Source organism: Idiomarina sp. UBA4206 (assembly GCF_002383015.1).
Classification (GTDB): Bacteria; Pseudomonadota; Gammaproteobacteria; order Enterobacterales; family Alteromonadaceae; genus Idiomarina; species Idiomarina abyssalis.
On record NZ_DFTS01000016.1, the window covers coordinates 430 to 17,363 of the forward strand.

Here is a 16,934-nt window from a genome sequence, read left to right on the forward strand (position 1 = left end):
ACCCAGCTTCGGCTGGGTTTTTTATTGCCTGACTTTTACGGTTAGCGCGGTGGGTCCACAATGCCGGAAATACTGGCATTGATGCGGAACCAACCGGTAATGCTGAAGCGGTCTCTTTCTGAACGTAGTACTTCATGCACAAAACGGTCACTTAAAAATACCACCAAGCGTCCTTGTTTGGGCAGTACGGTTTCCAGCACTTGACCTTTATTGCCATAAATAACCAGTTGCCCGCCATCGGTTTCTTCCCATTCTGGGTTCAGGTAAAACACCGTGGTCAACACGCGGTTACTCCGGCCTTTAAATGCATCCAGATGTTTTTTATAGAAAGCCCCTTTCGGGTAATGAGCCAGGTGGCACTCGTAATCGAACAAGCCAAGAAACAACTCGCGGTTAAATTCATTGCGCAATTGTTCCATAATGGCCAGGTAATCTTTGTAGCGGGGCTCTTCCTGGGTTAACCAGTAAATGCGGTCGTTGCGTACCATGGTATTAATGGTTTGGTTCTGTTGACGGCCAATGCCGGCCAGATTCCAGTGCTGGGAGGGTAACTGCTGAGCATAGTGGTACAGTGCCCCAGAGCGCTCCGGCTGGAGAAAATCATCGATAATGCAGTAGCCGTGGTCGGCGACTTTGTCGATAATATCAGATAGCACCATAATGCAATAAAGCCCCGTATTTTGTTGTCGCGCGAGAATATAGGGTATTCTGTTTCTAGTAACAAGAAGTACAGCAACAAGAAAATTATTCGTCAGGTTATCACATAGAGCGAAAGCCAATGAAAGTGAATGAGAAGCGAAAAATATTTGGGCTGACTATGACCCGCAGAGCGTGGAACAACGTTCTGGTTTACGCCTTATTAATTATTATGGTGGTGTTCTGGTATGTCGCGCCGCCAGTTAAAGAAGAAGCAGAGAAAGATATTAAGGATGAAGCCTCACCGGGTGAGGTTATTGGTTTGATACCCGATGATGGCAATTTAAGAGAGATACAAATTGATGAACTTCGGCTGGTTCTTGAGGAACAGAAATGGCAGTGCCAGACTCCATGCCGCCTGTCCGAAAAAGCCGCTGAAAGTGTGGTAGAGAACTGGCTGGCGTTGACTATGGAGCCAACCAACCAAACAGCAGAAAATTTAATCACTGACGTTTATTTTCGTTTTGCCGGGGGAGAGGAAGCGCGTGTCGAGCTGTACGCCGACCCTGAGTTGATAATTCGTCTGCCGAACCAACAGCAGAATTTTCGCGTAAAAGAATTCACTGCCAGTCAATTACTGGGTCATTAAGGAAGTCTGACGTTTATGCCGGAATTACCCGAAGTTGAAGTCAGCCGATTAGGCATATCTCCGCACATCGAAGGTCATAAAATCACGACCGTTCAGGTTCACGATAAGCGTCTTCGCTGGCCGGTACCGGAAACAGTGCATCAGGTAGAAGGCCATGTTTTGCGCTCGGTAAGTCGCCGTTCAAAGTATTTATTGCTGCAGACGGATAACGGGTGCCTGATACTCCATTTGGGCATGTCGGGAAAGCTCAGAGTGGTGCCGGCTGAAACCCCGCATTACAAACACGACCACATTGATATCGAGTTTGCTAACGGACAGACGCTCCGGTTAAACGACCCGCGCCGCTTTGGCGCTTTGCTTTACAGTGAAACCGATGTGACCGGACATGAATTGCTCAAACAGCTAGGTCCGGAGCCGCTAACAGAAGCCTTCCATGTTGACTATTTATTTGAGCGCTCGCGGGGGCGAACGCAGTCGGTAAAAACTTTTATTATGGACAATAAAGTTGTGGTTGGTGTCGGTAATATTTACGCCAATGAAGCCTTATTTAAAGCCGGTATCAACCCCAAACGCGCGGCTGGTAAAATCAGTAAAGCACGCTACCAAAAATTAGTGCCACTCATAAAAGAAACTCTGGCAGGCGCTATAGAAATGGGCGGAACGACGCTAAAAGATTTTACTCAAGTAGACGGTAACCCCGGTTATTTCGCGCAAAAACTTCAGGTTTACGGACGTGGTGGCAAGCTTTGTATGGTATGCAGTAAACGGCTGAAGGAAATTCGTCTGGGTCAGCGCAGCACAGTGTACTGCACCCATTGCCAGCGCTAGTTTAACTTTTCACTGCCCTTAATAACTCGCTGACAAAGCGTTCCGGTTCTGAAATAAACGGAGCGTGTGAGCTTTTATTGAATATTACAGCGTCTGAGTTAGGTGCCAATGCTGAGATATCCGCAATAGCGCGCTCAGGAACCAGGCTGTCCAGGCGTCCGTAAAAACGGGTAAAGGGCACTTCAATATTCTTCAATTGCTGGCGCAGATCGGCGGTTTGCAAAATGGATAACGCCTGTTTAAGCACACCCGGGTTAGGCATGGGTTTGGCAAATATCAGTTGCTTTACCTGCTTCACTTGCTCACGTGCATCGTTACTTCCCATAGCCTGAATGGCCAAAAAGCGTTCAATGGTCTTTTTAAAGTTTGTCTCCAGCTGCTGCTGAAACTGCTCCAGAATATCTGGTTTGATGCCCGACCAGCTATCACTTTCCACAAAGTGAGGCGATGAGGCCACGGTATTTAATGAAATGACCCGTTCGGGGTAACTAAGAGCCGCCTGCTTAGCAATAAGCCCACCTAAAGACCACCCCAGAAGATGAAAACGCTCGGGCAGGACGGGCATAATTTGTTCTACAAAGCCTTCGAGCGAAACTTCGCTCATCGGCGACCATTCGGAAAGTCCAAAGCCGGGTAAGTCAACACAGTGAAGTTGGAAGTTTTCGCTTAAAGCAGGCACCACCGGCTGCCAGATATTCCCGTTCATGCCCCAGCCATGGAGTACAACAAAAGGCGTTCCTGTGCCACTGCATGTTACCGATAGGCTCACTATACTCACTTTCCCAAATTTGTTATTTAGGTGACTATGCTAGCGTTTTTCCGAAGCCTCGCCAATGCTTTTGAATTAGGTACTTGCTGGAGTTGTGGTTGCGCGAGTGTTACAGCTACGGCTTTGTGCTCATACTGCGACGAGGCGTTACCACGTTGGTATCCACGTTGTTGTCAGCACCTGTCCGATATTGAGCAGCATCTCACCGCAGATCAAAAGCGGTGCCGCTATTGGTATGGTGCGTTGCGATGGGAGCCGCAAGTGCAACAATTGATGACTCTGTTTAAATTCCGCAATAAGGCTGAGCTTGCTCCTCTACTGGCTACTCAGCTGGCGGCTCATTTGCGACTTTGCTACCAGGGGCAGCCCATGCCGGACTGTATTGTTGCGGTGCCAATGACGCAGCACGCCTGGCGCCAACGCGGGTTTCACCAAACTGCATTATTGGCGCGCTATTTGTCTGCTGTACTACAGGTGCCTTACATTGCGGGTGGCTTACGTAAAATACGCTCGGTGCCTATAGCAGCATATGGCATCGCAGTCCGCTCGCTGGGAAAACAGTAAGCGAAGTCAGTTAGCCCTTCACGATTTTAGTGGTAGTACGGTGGCTGTTGTTGATGATGTACTCAGTACCGGAGCCACCATGATGGCCGCCGCCGATGCCCTCTACAAAAAAGGGGCCGCAGCCGTGGATGCCTGGGCGGTTGTCTATAACCAACACGACTAGAAACTGAAGGGTATCTCGGTTACACTATACCTTAGTAATTTACTCAGGTATAAGCCGTGAGGTCAGTATTTATGATTCGTATTTCAGAAGCAGCGCAGTCCCACTTTCAGAAGCTATTAGCGGACCAGCCAGACGGCACGTGTATTCGTGTTTTTGTGGTTAATCCGGGAATGGCAAATGCCGAGTGTGGTGTTTCTTATTGTCCGCCAGATTCCGTTGAGCCTGACGACGAACGTTTACCGTTTAACGGCTTTGATGCCGTCGTAGATTCCGGTAGCGCTCCGTTTTTGGAAGACGCAGCCATTGACTTTGAAGAGCAGGAAATGGGGTCTCAGTTAACTCTGAAAGCACCAAACGCGAAAGCCCGTAAGGTTGCTGATGACGCACCGTTAATTGAGCGTGTAGAGTATGTGATTCAGGCTGAGATAAACCCGCAGTTAGCGAGTCACGGTGGTCAGGTTATGATTGCCGAAATTACCGATGACGGCGTGGCTATTTTGCAATTTGGCGGTGGCTGTAACGGCTGCAGCATGATCGATGTCACGTTGAAAAACGGCATTGAAAAAGAATTGCTTGAACGCTTCCCGGAAGAAGTGACCGGAGTTCGTGATATAACTGATCATGAGCACGGAGAGCATTCGTACTACTAGACCTTTCGACTATACAACTTTGTATTGTTCGATTTTTTAGTGTTAAAAATATGTGATCCCTTGCACGATCTTCACTCGTAACGATATTTGCCTAATCAATACGAGGAAATTAATCATGCAAGGGATCAAAAAGTTTGGTGTCCTGGCGACATCTTTATTATTAATAACGGGTTGTGACTGGTTCGACAGCGACAATGACGATGCTACCACAACTCCACCTGAAGCTGAATCAAGCTTTGTCCGTGTCCATCATACCTCAGCCGACTCACCTAACGTTAATGTATTAGCAGGTGACGCAGCGCTATTAGAAAATGTGCCTTATCACACCTCTTCTGCGGTTTTAGAAGTTGATGCCGGTGACTATGACATTACGGTTCAGGGTATTCTGCCTGATGAGACTACCTTCGATGCCATTGGGCCTGCCTCTTTAACTTTCGCTGCCGATACGCGTTATGAAGTTTTCGCCGTTGGTCAATTAGCGGATGAGTCTCTGGAGCCGTTAATTATCTCTAACCCGGTATCTGATGTAGCAGGCGGGGAGAGTCGTATTCAGGTTGTGCATGCCGCCTATGGTGCGCCGACAGTTGATGTTTATTTAACGGCTCCGGATGCAGACTTAAGTGCGGCATCACCTGCCCTGACACTTGCTTACGGTGAAGACAGCGGCCAGGTCGACGTTGAAGCCGGTGACTACCGCATTCGCTTAACCGGTGCGGGTGACGATGCGGTTGTCTATGACTCAGGAACCGTTAGTCTTGCAGATGGCGGTGATTACATCATTGCGGCAACCAACAATGTGGCGGCCAATTCGGATAATTCACCGGTTACTCTGCAGATCAGCGACGGTGAGTCTACCACTTTAGTACATGACGCCGACGTTGGTGCCGATGTTCGTGTTGTGCATGCCGTGGCGGATGCACCGAACGTTGATGTCACATTAAATGATGCAGCAGAAGCCCAAGTGCAAGACCTGCCTTTCCAAAGTGCAACTGGGTACTTAAACCTGGAAGCCGCTGAGTACAGTGTTGATGTTGCTGCTGCGGGCGGTGATCCGGTTGTTATTGAAGATGCCGCTCTTGCTGTAGAAAACGCAATGAGCTATTCGGTTTATGCGGTTGGTGAGCTGAGCACTATTGGCTTACAAGTACTGACTGAAGAGCGTCGTCGGGTCACGACTGAAGCGAAGGTACAACTGGTTCATGCCGCACCCAGTGCCGGTAATGTTGATATCTACGTAACCGCAACAGACGACATTAGTGGCGCAGACGCTGCCTTTACCGATGTTCCGTTTGACGCAGAAGGTCTGGTGAGCACAGGTAATGTTGCTTTAACACCAGGTGACTACGTGGTTACTGTAACGGCAACAGGTACGCAGGACATTGCTATTCAGACGCCTGTACTGACATTAGAAGGCGGTGGCATCTATACGGCAGTTGCGGTTGATGCAACTGACGGAGGTTTGCCACCACAGCTTATCCTGATGGATGATCTGGCGAACTAAGGTATTTGAACCAGATTGCCTGGGTAATACCACGCATGAATAAAAAGCCGCTGAGAGCTAACCACAAACCGTGGTTCTCCAGCGGCAATCCTGCCCACCACAACGGTAAAAAGCCAATGACAGCACTGAGTATCATGGTGTTGCGCATACCACGGCTTAACGACAAACCGATAAATACACCGTCAAACCAGTAACTCCAGTGAGCCAGTAGCGGCAGTACTATTATCCAGGGTAAATAATCTTCAGCAACCCGGATAATTTCAGGAATATCGGTAATTAAACGAATAATTGCACTGCCTGCCAGAGCGAAAACGAGCGTATAAACCACAGCAAAGAGCGACGACCAGAGCAAAGTAATTTTGCACCAGTAACGTACTTTATCGTAACGTTTTTGACCTTTTGCGGCTCCGGCAAGAGCTTCCACGGCATAGGCAATGCCGTCTAACCCCAAAGAGATTAGCATCAGGAACTGCATGAGTACGGCGTTAACTGCCACCATGGTACTGCCGTAGCGCGTCGCGTAGCCTGTCATTGTGGCCATACACAGCTGCAACACCAGGCTGCGAATAAAAATATTACCGTTAACGCCTAAAAACTGACGCAGCTGCTGAAATTTGAGCTGCCAGTGACGTAAGTGCCAGCCCAGTGCACGGGCGGTCCAGTAGAAACCGACAATGGCGGTTACCCACTCGGCACTTAACGATGCCCAGGCGGCGCCTTTTACATTCAGTCCAAAGCCAAGAATGAGTATCACATCCATAACCACATTCACGGCGTTGGTAATGATTACCAGGAGCATGGCTTTGCGGCTGTTTTGCCGGCCTAACAATACGCCCAGAGCAACCAGCGTTATCAGCGAAGCCGGTGCTGACCATAAGCGAATTTCGATGTAATCGCGGGCGTAGCCTTCGAGCTCTGCAGAAGGGGCGATAACCCACATGGCTAAGTCATTAATTAACGGGCTGGCAACCGCTATTAAAACACCTAAACCCAGCGCAATAATAATGCCGTTATTAAAGTGCTGGCGCTGAGCATGTATGTCATCGGCTCCGTAGGACTGGGCTATATAGCCGGTTGTCGCCATGCGCAAAAATACCGCCAGCAGATAAATAAAACTGACCACCATGGCACCAACGGCAACGGCGGATAAGTAGATAGCGTCCGGCAAATGACCTATGATGGCAGTATCGACCAGACCGAGAAGCGGCGCAGCAATATTGGAAATGATCATTGGCAGAGCAATCGCAAAAACGCGGCTGTGATCAGACAATGAAAATCCAAACAGCTTGTGCATAACTATCCTTAAGTAAACTCGGTTAATAACGGCTTTTATACTTTATCAGGAGTCAGTATGAAGATGTTGAACAAAATGACGTTGAGTGCCGCATCGGGCTTATTGCTGGGGTGCTCACCATTGGCTCAGGCTGGCAGCGCCGATAGCGTGGTGGTGCTGCAGTACCACCACGTCAGTGACTCAACTCCCGCCGTAACGTCAATTGACCCGGAGACGTTTCGAGAGCATCTGCAATACCTGCAGGATAACAACTTTAACGTTATTGATATTACCGTTGCGCGCGATGCCATTGAAAAAGGCGAAGAGCTTCCTGAAAAAGCCGTTGTTATTACCTTCGACGACGGCTATCAAAACGTCTATGAGAACGCTGTAGAGGTCCTGGAAGAGTTTGAGATGCCTTATACGGTGTTCGTTAACCCTGAACTCATGCGTAAGCACAGCGGCCATTACATGGGCTGGGAAGAACTTAAAGAAATTCAGAAGAACGGCGCTACCATTGCTAATCATGGACAGACTCACGCACACCTTATTCGTAAGCAAGAAGGTGAAAGCGATGAAGAGTGGCAGGAGCGTATGCGTTACGATGTAATTACGGCACAAGAAGCCATTGATGAGAACTTAGGCGCACAGCAGAAGTACTTTGCCTACCCTTACGGTGAGTATAACAACGAATTGCGGGCTTTACTGGATGAATGGGGCTTTCTGGCCTTTGCTCAGCATTCAGGCCCATGGTCCAAATGGAGCGAAGATACGGTTATTACTCGCTTTCCGGCCTCGGGTATCTATGCGAACTTAAATACGCTGAAAGCCAAGTTGAATTCTAAAGCCATGCCGGTAAGTGCTTATCAACCGGAAGAGCCTTTAGTCGCACATGATAATAAGCGCCCAACTATTAGTGTGACGCTGGAAGCGGGCGATACACTGGACGATGTGCGCACCGATGCGTTGCAATGTTTTGCTGGTGGTTCAGTACTAAAGCCTGAATGGGAAAGTGATACAAAGTTTCGTGTAAGCTTAGAGCAGGACATCAATATTGGACGCTCACGCGTTAACTGTACCGCGCCCAGTGCTTCAGAATCGCGCTACTACTGGTATTCCGTAGCGCTTATCCGTCCGAACGAGTCAGGTAGTTGGCCTGATTAATTGGCGATAATGGCAAAATCTTTTTTGAGTTTATCCATGCTGACCACCGGTATTTCTCCGCGTTGGTGGTCGGCATTGAAAATCGCTTTCCGATTACCGTCCGGGTTCACCAAAATAATAGCGGCGCTGTGGTTCACCAGATAATTTTCCTCGCCTTCATCGGGAATGGAATACATTAAGCCTAAATCGCGCACGAAAGGGAACAGCTCTTTGTGCTCGGCGCGCACACCGACAAAGTCGTCACCAAAATAGTTAACGTATTGAGTTAAACGCTCAATATCATCGCGTTTAGGGTCAACTGAAATCAACCAAACTTTAACCGGTTCGGAAACCTCTCTCTGCAACTCAGGGATCACGCCCTTCAAGTCTGACATCGTGGTTGGGCAAATATCGGGACAAAAGGTATAACCGGTAAAGAGCAGGGTCCACTGACCTTTAAGCGCATCGTTTTCCACTGTGCCGGCTGCTGTGCTTTCTAAAGTAAAGGGCTTTAACGCACGGGGCGGTTCATAAACTAAGGCTTCCGGCTTTTCTTCCGGCCAAAAGTTGTAAACCGCAAAACCCGCTGCAAGGGCAATAAGAGCGGCCAGCAGTGTAACGATACGACTCATCTATTACTCCATTTATACGTAGTGATCGACCAGTAAAATGACAAACAGCAGCATGAGGTGCCAGATAGAAAAAGCAAACATGTTAAAGGCTGTCTTTTTGCTGGGCGCGTACTTCAGCTTCCAGGCGTAAGCCAGGAAAATGGCGTTAAGTAAACTGACTCCTACCAAGTAAATCATGCCGGTCATGCCAATTAAGAAAGGCATAAGGCAAACCACGGTCAATAAAACGGTGTACAAGAAAATACAGGTTTTGGTGAAGTCGATACCGTGAGTAACCGGCAGCATTGGAATTTCAGCTCGCGCGTAGTCTTTTGCGCGGTGTACGGCAAGCGCCCAGAAGTGGGGCGGTGTCCAGGTAAAAATGATCATAACCAGCAGTACCGCTGGGGCGTTAATTTCATTGGTGACTGCTGTCCAGCCCAGTAGCGGCGGTGCTGCACCTGCCAGGCCACCAATAACAATGTTCTGCGGCGTTGCGCGTTTTAAGAACATGGTATAAACCACAGCGTAACCCACCATACTGGCAAAGGTTAACCAGGCGGTTAAGGGGTTAACCCAGGAATACAGGGTCACAAAACCAATGGCGCCAATAGTTGCCGCAAATATCGTGACTTTGGTCGGTGATAAATTTCCCTGAGGCAGTGGCCGACGCAGCGTACGGGCCATTTTCGCGTCGATATGACGGTCAACCAGATGATTAATAGCAGCCGCAGCAGCGGACATCAGACCAATACCGGCTAAGGCCGGGACCAGGACATTCATCGAAACAAGCTCTTCAGTGGCCAGACACATGCCAACCACTGCAGTGAGCAACAACAAGGCGACGACACGAGGCTTGGTCAGCTCCAGATAGTCCCGCCAGTGAGCGTTGCGCGTTTTTGTTATATTTTTTGTGGCAACGGATTCCATAATTACAACTCCTCTACGCTTTTCTGGACAGGTTGTAATTCAACCCAACCATCGACAGTAACAACAAAGCCCCAACAGCATTGTGCGCTACTGCATTCCAAAGCGGTAATTGAAAGACTACGTTACTAATACCGAGCAGAATTTGCAAAGACAATAACAAGCCAATAACAATTAATGAGCGGCGGAAAAACTGCGACTTTGCTTTTCTCCAACATTTAAAGAGTAAAGCACAGACCACTAAAAAGGTAATAATGGCGCCAACTCGATGCATGACATGCATGGTCATGCGGTCGTTGTAGTCATGGGCACCGTACTGATAGGTATCGGCCTCTGGTATGCTAAAAGCGCCGGCAAAGTCCAGTTGTGCGGTCCAGTTACCTTCGCAAAAAGGCAGGTCAGTACAGGCGACGGCGGCGTAATTGGCTGCAACCCAGCCCCCCAGAGCTATTTGCCCAATAACAACTAATAAGGTGAAGAAAGCCAGCCCTCTGTAGCGCCTTAGCTCTGAATCTCCCCCCGCAAGCCGGAACGACGACAGACGCAAGGACAACAGGTACAGCAGTGATATCACTGAAAAGCCCCCTAACAGATGTCCCATCACTATAAGTGGCTGCAAATTCATGGTCACTGTCCACATGCCCAGAGCTGCCTGGAATATGACCAGCCCCAGCAACAGGGTGGGTAATTTTACCGGCGTAGGGTAATGGCTATAACGGCGGCCTTTAATCCAGGCGATGATAGCAATAGCCAGAATCAGTAAGCCTAAGGTGCCGGCAAAGTAGCGGTGCACCATTTCATTCCAGGCTTTGCCCTGCTCAACCGGGGCATCTGGAAAACGAAGTTGAGCCTCCTGAATGTGCTCTGCCTGAGAGGGAACACCCAAAAAGCCGTAGCAACCCGGCCAGTCCGGACAACCCAGGCCAGCCTCAGTCAGCCGGGTAAATGCGCCAAGAACAATAACGACAAAAGCAAAAAAAACGCTAATTTTTACCAGTAAACGCATGTGATTTTCCTACCCAATTCTGGACAATTTAAGCAGTTTACGAAGATCCGCCAACACGTTTTTACCTTCCGTTATCATCTGCTCTTTATCCGAGTGAGTTGGGTAATAAAGCATAACGTTGTGCATAGGATCGATTATAAAGACGGTGTTTTCCGGCAGTTCGCTTAATTGTTCAATGAGCTGCGGTGTTACCAGTTGCGTAATGTGAGGTGCGCTGTGATTAAACTCTGACTGTGCATTCTCGCTTTGGTGAAGCACCACTGGAGTCAGGCGTTCGGTGTCTTTACCAATAGCCACGTCGACCTGATTCATAACGTACAAGGTATTTTCACAGGTTGTGCCACAGTTTTTGGGCGCGACATAACCCAATTGCCAGCCTTCCGGTAGTTGGTCGGTTTGTTTATCTAGGGTTATAGGCGGCTGCAGCAGGGTGCCTTTATTGGTGCCCGCTTCATACCAGTTCTGTGACAAAATCAGCCAGGCCGCTAGTAACGGGACAATAAAGGCAACGAAAACAATAATAATGGCGCGTCGAGAGCGATTCAGGGAGCTCATCGGGTCTCCTCTTTTTTTGGTTGTTTATTCAGTTTTATAACAGCAAATAGGAAAATCACCAAGCAGGCAATTGCCAGTGAGAACCACTGAATGGCGTAACCCTGGTGTTTTTCCGGTGACATTACCTGAGGTTTCCAGTCGCGGCTCCAGCCCATAGTTTCTGGCGACTCAAGTAAAAAGGTATAATCGGTTAATGACATATCGAGTTGTTTTGCTATGGCGTTCGGCTGAAACTCCTGCACCCGAATTTTGCTATCAGCTAAGTCGGTCTCGTAAGTGTTATTTACAAATTGATTGTTGGAAGGAAAGTACAGAAAACCGGTTAGCCTATGCTGACCTGAAGGCATATTCACTTCCGGTAATGACTGTCTGGAAGCCGGTGCTGGTAGCCACCCCATATTAACCGGAACATAATTTTCAGACATTGCCTGTGGCTGGAACAGCGCAATTACCTGATAACCAACGGTGCCGTCTTGAATTTGGTTATCGAGAAGGAAAATGGGTTGTGGAACAAATTCACCATTCATTTCCACATAGCGAAAGCGATCGTTTTCAGGTGACACCTCAGCCAGACGGTCGAGTTTGGTCGCTTCACCGCTTGAGAGTTGTTGCTCATAGTCGCTAAACAGCTGGCGTTTTTGTTCAGCTCGTTCAAGCTGCCAAAAACCTAACTTGACCAATAACGCAATTGCCAGCAGAGTAACTAACGTAGCGACAAGAGGAAAACGTATGTTGGTCTTTTTTAAAATCATTATTGTACTGCTGTTAGCATATATGGTGGTGAACCTGTTCAGGGCGTTATTTAGTATGCTGCGGAACGACCCGGACAAACCACCTATGTCCCATTATTTGGGAAAGCGAGTAGGAGTAGCCGCCGTTATCTTTGTCATACTGATAGCGGCGACCGCCAGTGGTTTCTTACCTTTAAATCCACGCCCCTATTAACTGGGGCGTTTTCTTTTTTTACAGAACGTACACCACGACAAAAAGGCATAGCCAGACGACATCGACAAAGTGCCAGTACCAACTGGTTGCCTGAAATGCAAAGTGGTTATCCGGTGTAAAGTGACCTTTCAGAACCCGCAGGAACATGACAATAAGCATGACGGTACCCAGGGTGACGTGCATACCGTGGAATCCGGTCAGCATGTAAAAGGTATTACCGTATATACCTGAGTCAAGTGCCAAGCCAAGCTCTTCGTAGGCGTGAACGTACTCTGCACCTTGTAAGTACAGGAAGATACAACCCAGGATAATGGTAATGCCCAGCATGGCTGTCAGCTGTTTGCGTTTATTTTGCTCCAGACCCGTATGGGCAAAGTGACAGGTTACCGAGCTAATTAACAGGATAATGGTGTTAATAGCAGGCAGGCCGTACCAACCCATTGCCTGAGTCTCAGTGCCACCCGGGGTGTTAACCAAAGGCCAGTGAGCGACAAACTCCGGCCATAGGACCTCATTGGTCATGGCGTTATTGCTGTCACCGCCCAGCCATTGAACGGCTATAACACGAGCGTAAAACAGAGCACCGAAGAAGGCCGCAAAGAACATCACCTCGGAGAAAATAAACCAACTCATGCCTTGTTTATAAGAAACACCTAACTGGTCGCTGTACTTGCCACTCATGGACTCGTTAATTTGGTCGCGAAACCAACCAAAGAGCATAACGGCTATAACGATTAAACCAATGGTTAATACGGTACTGCCGTAACCATCCTGCTCTTTACTCATATCGATAACGGTGTGTCCTGCGCCCCAGGCAATTAAGCCTAACCCAACTGCGCCAACAATTGGCCAGGGGCTGGAAGCAGGAACATAATAACTCTGTTGTTCTGCCATAACGTCGTTTCCTTATTCTGTTTTTAACAGCTGAGCCATTTGCTCAGCCGACGTATTGGCTGTCATATCGTACAGCGTGTATGACAGGGTTAATGTGTTGATGTGGTCCGGAATATCCGGATCCAGATAAAATTGCATTGGCATTTCTGTATCAGCACCCGCAGCTAAAGGCTGTTGGTTAAAGCAAAAGCACTCCACTTTATTGAGGTAAAGCGAGGCTTCAGCCGGTGCAACCGATGGGATAGCCTGTGCGACCATATTGGAAGAGGTCGGGTTAGACGCTAGAAAGTTAACTACTTTAACCTCACCCGGATGAATTTTGACTTGTTTGGTTGAGGGCTCAAATTTCCACGGAATGCCCTTAGCATTCCGCGTAATAAATTGAACGTTAACCGTACGCGATTCATCGACTTCTACCTCTTGATAAACCGCGGCTTCATTGCTGGTACGGCCGTTAAAGCCTGTCACTTCACAAAATACATCGTAAAGCGGTACCAGCGCGAAGCCGAAGGCAAACATCCCGGCGACTGTCAGTAACAGTCGCTTAACCAGAATGCTGTTGTCGGGGCGCTGATCAGACATGAGTCATCACTCCACTTTCGGTGGTTTTTCGAAGGTGTGATAAGGCGCTGGTGATGGAACGGTCCACTCCAGTCCCTCTGCACCATCCCATGGCTTAGCTTCTGCTTTCTCGCCGCCTTTGACACATTTGATAACCACCCAAAGGAAGATCAACTGTGACAAACCGAAGGCAAAACCACCAATACTCGCTATCTGGTTAATATCCGCAAACTGCGTAGCGTAATCAGGGATACGCCGCGGCATACCGGCCAGCCCCGCAAAGTGCATTGGGAAGAACAGCACGTTAACGGAAATAAGCGATGTCCAGAAGTGGGTCTTCGCCAGTGTGGTGTCGTACATATGACCTGTCCATTTCGGTAGCCAGTAATAAGAGGCCGCCATGATGGAGAAAATCGCACCTGTCACCAGAACATAATGAAAATGAGCCACTACGAAATACGTATCGTGGTACTGGAAATCGACTGGCGTAATCGCCAGCATCAAGCCGGAGAAGCCACCAATGGTAAACAGAATAACGAACGCCAGGGCGAACAGCATGGGGGTTTCAAAGGTCATTGAGCCACGCCACATGGTGGCGACCCAGTTAAAGATTTTGACCCCGGTCGGCACCGCAATGAGCATCGTACAGTACATGAAGAAGAGCTCAGCAAATACTGGCATACCGGTAGTGAACATATGGTGAGCCCACACCAGGAAAGACAGTAAGGCAATGGCTGCCGTGGCGTAAACCATGGATGCGTAGCCAAAGAGTCGTTTTCGGGTAAAGGCCGGAATAATGGCGGAGATAATACCGAAGGACGGCAAAATCATAATGTAGACTTCCGGGTGCCCGAAGAACCAGAAAATATGCTGGAACATAACTGGGTCACCACCGCCTGCAGCGTCAAAGAAACTGGTGCCAAAGTACTTATCGGTCAGTACCATGGTAACCGCACCGGCCAATACTGGCATAACCGCAATAAGCAGGAAGGCGGTAATCAGCCAGGTCCACACAAACAATGGCATTTTCATGTAATTCATACCCGGTGCGCGCATGTTCATGATAGTGACTATCACGTTAATGGCACCCATGATGGATGAAATACCCATAATGTGTATTGAGAACACGAACAACGCGGTTGAGTCCGAGCTGTAGGTGGTTGAAAGCGGTGCATAGAATGTCCAGCCGAAGGCAGGGCCACCACCCTCCATAAATAACGAGCCCAATAAGATAATGAAAGCGAATGGCAGAATCCAGAAGCTCCAGTTATTCATACGTGGCAACGCCATATCGGGCGCACCAATCATCATCGGGATCATCCAGTTAGCAAGCCCGGTAAAGGCAGGCATAACCGCGCCAAAGACCATAATAAGGCCATGGACTGTGGTCATCTGATTAAAGAAATGCGGCTCGACCAGCTGTAAGCCTGGTTGAAATAGTTCAGCACGAATGACCATGGCCATGGCGCCACCGGTCAAAAACATAATGAAGCTAAACCACAAGTACATTGAGCCAATGTCTTTGTGGTTCGTTGTAAATAGCCAGCGACCAATACCCGACGGCTTATGATCGTGGTGTGTGTCGTGATGTGTCTCTTCCACTGTAGTGCTCATCACCGTCTCCTTATTGATTCATGACTTCGTTAATATCGGCGGCCTGAATCAGCTGTCCGGTATCATTACCCCAGGCGTTACGCTCGTAGGTGATTACCGCAGCTAATTCGCGCATGGACAGCTGGCTTCCAAAGGCCTGCATAGCTGTGCCGGTTACGCCATTAACAACGATGTCTATGTGCTGATCTTTGGCTTCGGGATCCACAGAAACGCCGGAGCCCGCTAATGCAGGGAATACTCCGTTGACGCCCTGGCCGTTGGCCTGGTGACAAGCAGCACAGGTGCTGTTGTAAACTTTTTCACCGAGATCCATCAGTTCATCTTCCGACATCTCCATAGCAAGCAATTCTTGTTCACGTTCCCGTGCCGCCTTTTGCTCAGCTTCTTTCTCGGTAATCCATTTTTCATATTCAGCAGGTTCTTTTGCTATAACAACGACAGGCATGAAGCCGTGATCTTTACCGCAAAGCTCTGCACACTGACCGCGGTAAATACCGGGTTCGTCGACTTTAGTCCAGGTTTCATTAATAAAGCCCGGGTTAGCGTCTTTCTTAACGGCAAAGTCAGGAACCCACCAACTGTGAATAACGTCGTCTGAAGTGACCAGGAAGCGAACTTTTCTATCGGTTGGAATAACCAATGGACGGTCCACTTCTAACAAGTAGTTTTCGCCTTTCTCAAATTTATTATCAATTTGTTCTTGTTGAGTGGCTAAACGACTGAAGAATTCCACGTCGTTCTCAAAGTACTTGTAGTGCCATTTCCACTGCGAACCTGTTACCTGGACAGTAACGTCAGCATCGGAAGTGTCTTCCATGGCAATTAAGGTCGTTGTTGCAGGAATGGCCATGCCTACCAGTATAAGTAAAGGCACAATAGTCCAGGCAATTTCGACTTTAACGTTCTCGTGGAAATTTGCAGGGTTAGGGTTTTTAGACTTCCGGTGTCGGATCATCGAAATAAACATGAGACCGAATACGACCACACCAATTACACAGCAAATGTAAAAGATGGTCATGTGGAGATCGTAAACCCGGTTACTCACTTCAGTGACACCTTGGGTCAAATTGAGACGCGACTGAGCAGCAGCCGGTAGACTCGTTAGCGCCAATAGTGCCCACAAAGGCTTCATTTTCACGTGGCTTCTCCTCTTATTCTTCAATGAGACAGCAAATAATTTCGCTAGCCTGAAATAGAAGAACAAAGAGGTAAGCAGAAAAAGGTACAGCTTCTCCCCAGAAATCGCTTTCTCTACTGACTCTTTGTTGTAGTTATCGTTGTTATATTATTTTTATAGTCGGGTAGTGCATTTATTAACGAATTTACAACCAAAGATCCAGATCAAATCAAACAAATGCACAAAAAATAGACGGATCTGTTAAAAAAAGGCTGCAAAAGCAGCCTTGGGGGATAAAACACACAAACAAAGTGGGATTAGTGCAGGTGGGATGTCAGTGTGTTTTTATCAAACAGGAAATATTGTGTTTCACTCAATTTACTGGCCATACGGGCACGCTGCCAGGTACGGTTAGAAACTGAGTCCAAATAACCGATAACCATACTGCTGGTACCGGCCAGTAGAGCCTGTTCCAGCGCCCACTCGCAGCGTTCAGCTGAGTGGCTGCGCAACCAGCGAATTTGCGAT

At 48.4% G+C, this 16,934-nt stretch carries 20 protein-coding genes and 1 pseudogene; 8 read left to right on the top strand and 13 right to left on the bottom strand.

What is annotated here, in order from left to right; all coding sequences use genetic code 11:
- Positions 1-41 precede the first annotated feature (41 nt).
- Positions 42-659 carry a 2OG-Fe(II) oxygenase gene (locus B3180_RS03305; protein ID WP_286843054.1) on the bottom strand — a complete coding sequence of 206 codons (618 nt, stop codon included), beginning with the start codon at positions 657-659 and terminating at the stop codon, positions 42-44.
- 119 nt (positions 660-778) lie between these two features.
- Here B3180_RS03305 and B3180_RS03310 point away from each other — a divergent pair, with 119 nt between their 5' ends.
- Both B3180_RS03310 and mutM read left to right on the top strand, forming a co-directional pair.
- Entirely contained in the window at positions 779-1,285 is a 507-nt protein-coding gene (locus tag B3180_RS03310) for a hypothetical protein (RefSeq protein WP_273023914.1), read from the top strand.
- A gap of 15 nt (positions 1,286-1,300) precedes the next feature.
- A complete protein-coding gene (gene mutM / locus B3180_RS03315; protein ID WP_222236314.1) occupies positions 1,301-2,113 on the top strand; it encodes a bifunctional DNA-formamidopyrimidine glycosylase/DNA-(apurinic or apyrimidinic site) lyase in 813 nt (270 codons plus the stop codon).
- Position 2,114: 1 nt separating this feature from the next.
- On the opposite strand, the gene bioH is transcribed toward mutM, so the two are convergent.
- Positions 2,115-2,882 (bottom strand): pimeloyl-ACP methyl ester esterase BioH, encoded by a 768-nt coding sequence (gene bioH / locus B3180_RS03320; protein WP_273023912.1) that lies wholly within the window; start codon positions 2,880-2,882, stop codon positions 2,115-2,117.
- Positions 2,883-3,143: 261 nt separating this feature from the next.
- Here bioH and B3180_RS03325 point away from each other — a divergent pair, with 261 nt between their 5' ends.
- From B3180_RS03325 to B3180_RS03340, 4 genes are all read left to right on the top strand, one after another.
- Complete coding sequence (locus tag B3180_RS03325) at positions 3,144-3,446, top strand: ComF family protein (RefSeq protein ID WP_273023910.1); 303 nt, start codon at positions 3,144-3,146, stop codon at positions 3,444-3,446.
- A complete protein-coding gene (locus tag B3180_RS03330) occupies positions 3,412-3,609 on the top strand; it encodes a phosphoribosyltransferase (protein WP_273023908.1) in 198 nt (65 codons plus the stop codon). Before B3180_RS03325 ends, B3180_RS03330 begins: the two co-directional genes overlap by 35 nt.
- 71 nt (positions 3,610-3,680) lie before the next feature.
- Positions 3,681-4,259: a Fe-S biogenesis protein NfuA gene (nfuA, locus tag B3180_RS03335; RefSeq protein WP_054490854.1), complete on the top strand. Its 579-nt coding sequence runs from the start codon at positions 3,681-3,683 to the stop codon at positions 4,257-4,259.
- 115 nt (positions 4,260-4,374) lie between these two features.
- Complete coding sequence (locus B3180_RS03340; protein ID WP_286843060.1) at positions 4,375-5,760, top strand: DUF4397 domain-containing protein; 1,386 nt, start codon at positions 4,375-4,377, stop codon at positions 5,758-5,760.
- On the opposite strand, the gene B3180_RS03345 is transcribed toward B3180_RS03340, so the two are convergent.
- Positions 5,732-7,054 carry an MATE family efflux transporter gene (locus B3180_RS03345; protein WP_278358615.1) on the bottom strand — a complete coding sequence of 441 codons (1,323 nt, stop codon included), beginning with the start codon at positions 7,052-7,054 and terminating at the stop codon, positions 5,732-5,734. The two genes, B3180_RS03340 and B3180_RS03345, sit on opposite strands and share 29 nt — an antisense overlap.
- 57 nt (positions 7,055-7,111) lie before the next feature.
- On the opposite strand from B3180_RS03345, the gene B3180_RS03350 reads away from it, so the two are divergent.
- Positions 7,112-8,197 (top strand): polysaccharide deacetylase family protein, encoded by a 1,086-nt coding sequence (locus tag B3180_RS03350; protein WP_273023903.1) that lies wholly within the window; start codon positions 7,112-7,114, stop codon positions 8,195-8,197.
- Here the strand turns inward: B3180_RS03350 and B3180_RS03355 are convergent.
- Genes B3180_RS03355 through B3180_RS03375 form a run of 5 tightly spaced genes read right to left on the bottom strand, consistent with a single transcriptional unit; the run spans position 8,194 to position 12,027 of the window.
- On the bottom strand, positions 8,194-8,808 hold the full coding sequence (locus tag B3180_RS03355; protein ID WP_273023901.1) for an SCO family protein: 615 nt from the start codon (positions 8,806-8,808) through the stop codon (positions 8,194-8,196). The genes B3180_RS03350 and B3180_RS03355 overlap by 4 nt on opposite strands.
- A 12-nt stretch (positions 8,809-8,820) precedes the next feature.
- Positions 8,821-9,717 (bottom strand): heme o synthase, encoded by an 897-nt coding sequence (gene cyoE, locus B3180_RS03360; protein WP_286843063.1) that lies wholly within the window; start codon positions 9,715-9,717, stop codon positions 8,821-8,823.
- 13 nt (positions 9,718-9,730) lie between these two features.
- A complete protein-coding gene (locus tag B3180_RS03365) occupies positions 9,731-10,720 on the bottom strand; it encodes a COX15/CtaA family protein (protein WP_199494459.1) in 990 nt (329 codons plus the stop codon).
- A gap of 9 nt (positions 10,721-10,729) precedes the next feature.
- The gene (locus tag B3180_RS03370; RefSeq protein WP_222236323.1) at positions 10,730-11,275 is read right to left on the bottom strand and encodes a hypothetical protein; all 546 of its coding nucleotides are present in this window, start codon (positions 11,273-11,275) and stop codon (positions 10,730-10,732) included.
- Entirely contained in the window at positions 11,272-12,027 is a 756-nt protein-coding gene (locus B3180_RS03375; protein WP_273023897.1) for an SURF1 family protein, read from the bottom strand. Before B3180_RS03375 ends, B3180_RS03370 begins: the two co-directional genes overlap by 4 nt.
- Here B3180_RS03375 and B3180_RS03380 point away from each other — a divergent pair.
- Positions 12,005-12,220, top strand: coding sequence for a DUF2909 domain-containing protein (locus B3180_RS03380; RefSeq protein WP_054490835.1), 216 nt, complete (start codon positions 12,005-12,007; stop codon positions 12,218-12,220). The two genes, B3180_RS03375 and B3180_RS03380, sit on opposite strands and share 23 nt — an antisense overlap.
- 18 nt (positions 12,221-12,238) lie before the next feature.
- On the opposite strand, the gene B3180_RS03385 is transcribed toward B3180_RS03380, so the two are convergent.
- The 5 genes and pseudogenes from B3180_RS03385 to B3180_RS03405 all read right to left on the bottom strand — a co-directional run.
- Entirely contained in the window at positions 12,239-13,114 is an 876-nt protein-coding gene (locus B3180_RS03385) for a cytochrome c oxidase subunit 3 (protein WP_199494456.1), read from the bottom strand.
- A gap of 12 nt (positions 13,115-13,126) precedes the next feature.
- Positions 13,127-13,696, bottom strand: a complete 570-nt coding sequence (locus tag B3180_RS03390; RefSeq protein WP_054490830.1) for a cytochrome c oxidase assembly protein — start codon at positions 13,694-13,696, stop codon at positions 13,127-13,129.
- A gap of 6 nt (positions 13,697-13,702) precedes the next feature.
- The gene (ctaD, locus tag B3180_RS03395; RefSeq protein WP_054490828.1) at positions 13,703-15,289 is read right to left on the bottom strand and encodes a cytochrome c oxidase subunit I; all 1,587 of its coding nucleotides are present in this window, start codon (positions 15,287-15,289) and stop codon (positions 13,703-13,705) included.
- Between the two features lie 10 nt (positions 15,290-15,299).
- The gene (gene coxB, locus B3180_RS03400) at positions 15,300-16,421 is read right to left on the bottom strand and encodes a cytochrome c oxidase subunit II (protein WP_224797897.1); all 1,122 of its coding nucleotides are present in this window, start codon (positions 16,419-16,421) and stop codon (positions 15,300-15,302) included.
- Positions 16,422-16,723: 302 nt separating this feature from the next.
- Positions 16,724-16,934: pseudogene (locus B3180_RS03405) on the bottom strand (SOS-response cell division inhibitor); the annotation flags it as partial.

Coding starts and splice junctions, on each gene's coding strand:
- B3180_RS03305 (WP_286843054.1), bottom strand. CDS start 659: ATGGTGCTATCTGATATTATCGACAAAGTCGCCGACCACGGCTACTGC.
- B3180_RS03370 (WP_222236323.1), bottom strand. CDS start 11,275: ATGAGCTCCCTGAATCGCTCTCGACGCGCCATTATTATTGTTTTCGTT.
- ctaD (WP_054490828.1), bottom strand. CDS start 15,289: ATGAGCACTACAGTGGAAGAGACACATCACGACACACACCACGATCAT.
- cyoE (WP_286843063.1), bottom strand. CDS start 9,717: ATGGAATCCGTTGCCACAAAAAATATAACAAAAACGCGCAACGCTCAC.
- B3180_RS03350 (WP_273023903.1), top strand. CDS start 7,112: ATGAAGATGTTGAACAAAATGACGTTGAGTGCCGCATCGGGCTTATTG.
- B3180_RS03365 (WP_199494459.1), bottom strand. CDS start 10,720: ATGCGTTTACTGGTAAAAATTAGCGTTTTTTTTGCTTTTGTCGTTATT.
- coxB (WP_224797897.1), bottom strand. CDS start 16,421: ATGAAGCCTTTGTGGGCACTATTGGCGCTAACGAGTCTACCGGCTGCT.
- B3180_RS03380 (WP_054490835.1), top strand. CDS start 12,005: ATGTTGGTCTTTTTTAAAATCATTATTGTACTGCTGTTAGCATATATG.
- B3180_RS03390 (WP_054490830.1), bottom strand. CDS start 13,696: ATGTCTGATCAGCGCCCCGACAACAGCATTCTGGTTAAGCGACTGTTA.
- B3180_RS03385 (WP_199494456.1), bottom strand. CDS start 13,114: ATGGCAGAACAACAGAGTTATTATGTTCCTGCTTCCAGCCCCTGGCCA.
- mutM (WP_222236314.1), top strand. CDS start 1,301: ATGCCGGAATTACCCGAAGTTGAAGTCAGCCGATTAGGCATATCTCCG.
- B3180_RS03355 (WP_273023901.1), bottom strand. CDS start 8,808: ATGAGTCGTATCGTTACACTGCTGGCCGCTCTTATTGCCCTTGCAGCG.
- B3180_RS03345 (WP_278358615.1), bottom strand. CDS start 7,054: ATGCACAAGCTGTTTGGATTTTCATTGTCTGATCACAGCCGCGTTTTT.
- B3180_RS03375 (WP_273023897.1), bottom strand. CDS start 12,027: ATGATTTTAAAAAAGACCAACATACGTTTTCCTCTTGTCGCTACGTTA.
- B3180_RS03310 (WP_273023914.1), top strand. CDS start 779: ATGAAAGTGAATGAGAAGCGAAAAATATTTGGGCTGACTATGACCCGC.
- B3180_RS03330 (WP_273023908.1), top strand. CDS start 3,412: ATGGCATCGCAGTCCGCTCGCTGGGAAAACAGTAAGCGAAGTCAGTTA.
- B3180_RS03340 (WP_286843060.1), top strand. CDS start 4,375: ATGCAAGGGATCAAAAAGTTTGGTGTCCTGGCGACATCTTTATTATTA.
- nfuA (WP_054490854.1), top strand. CDS start 3,681: ATGATTCGTATTTCAGAAGCAGCGCAGTCCCACTTTCAGAAGCTATTA.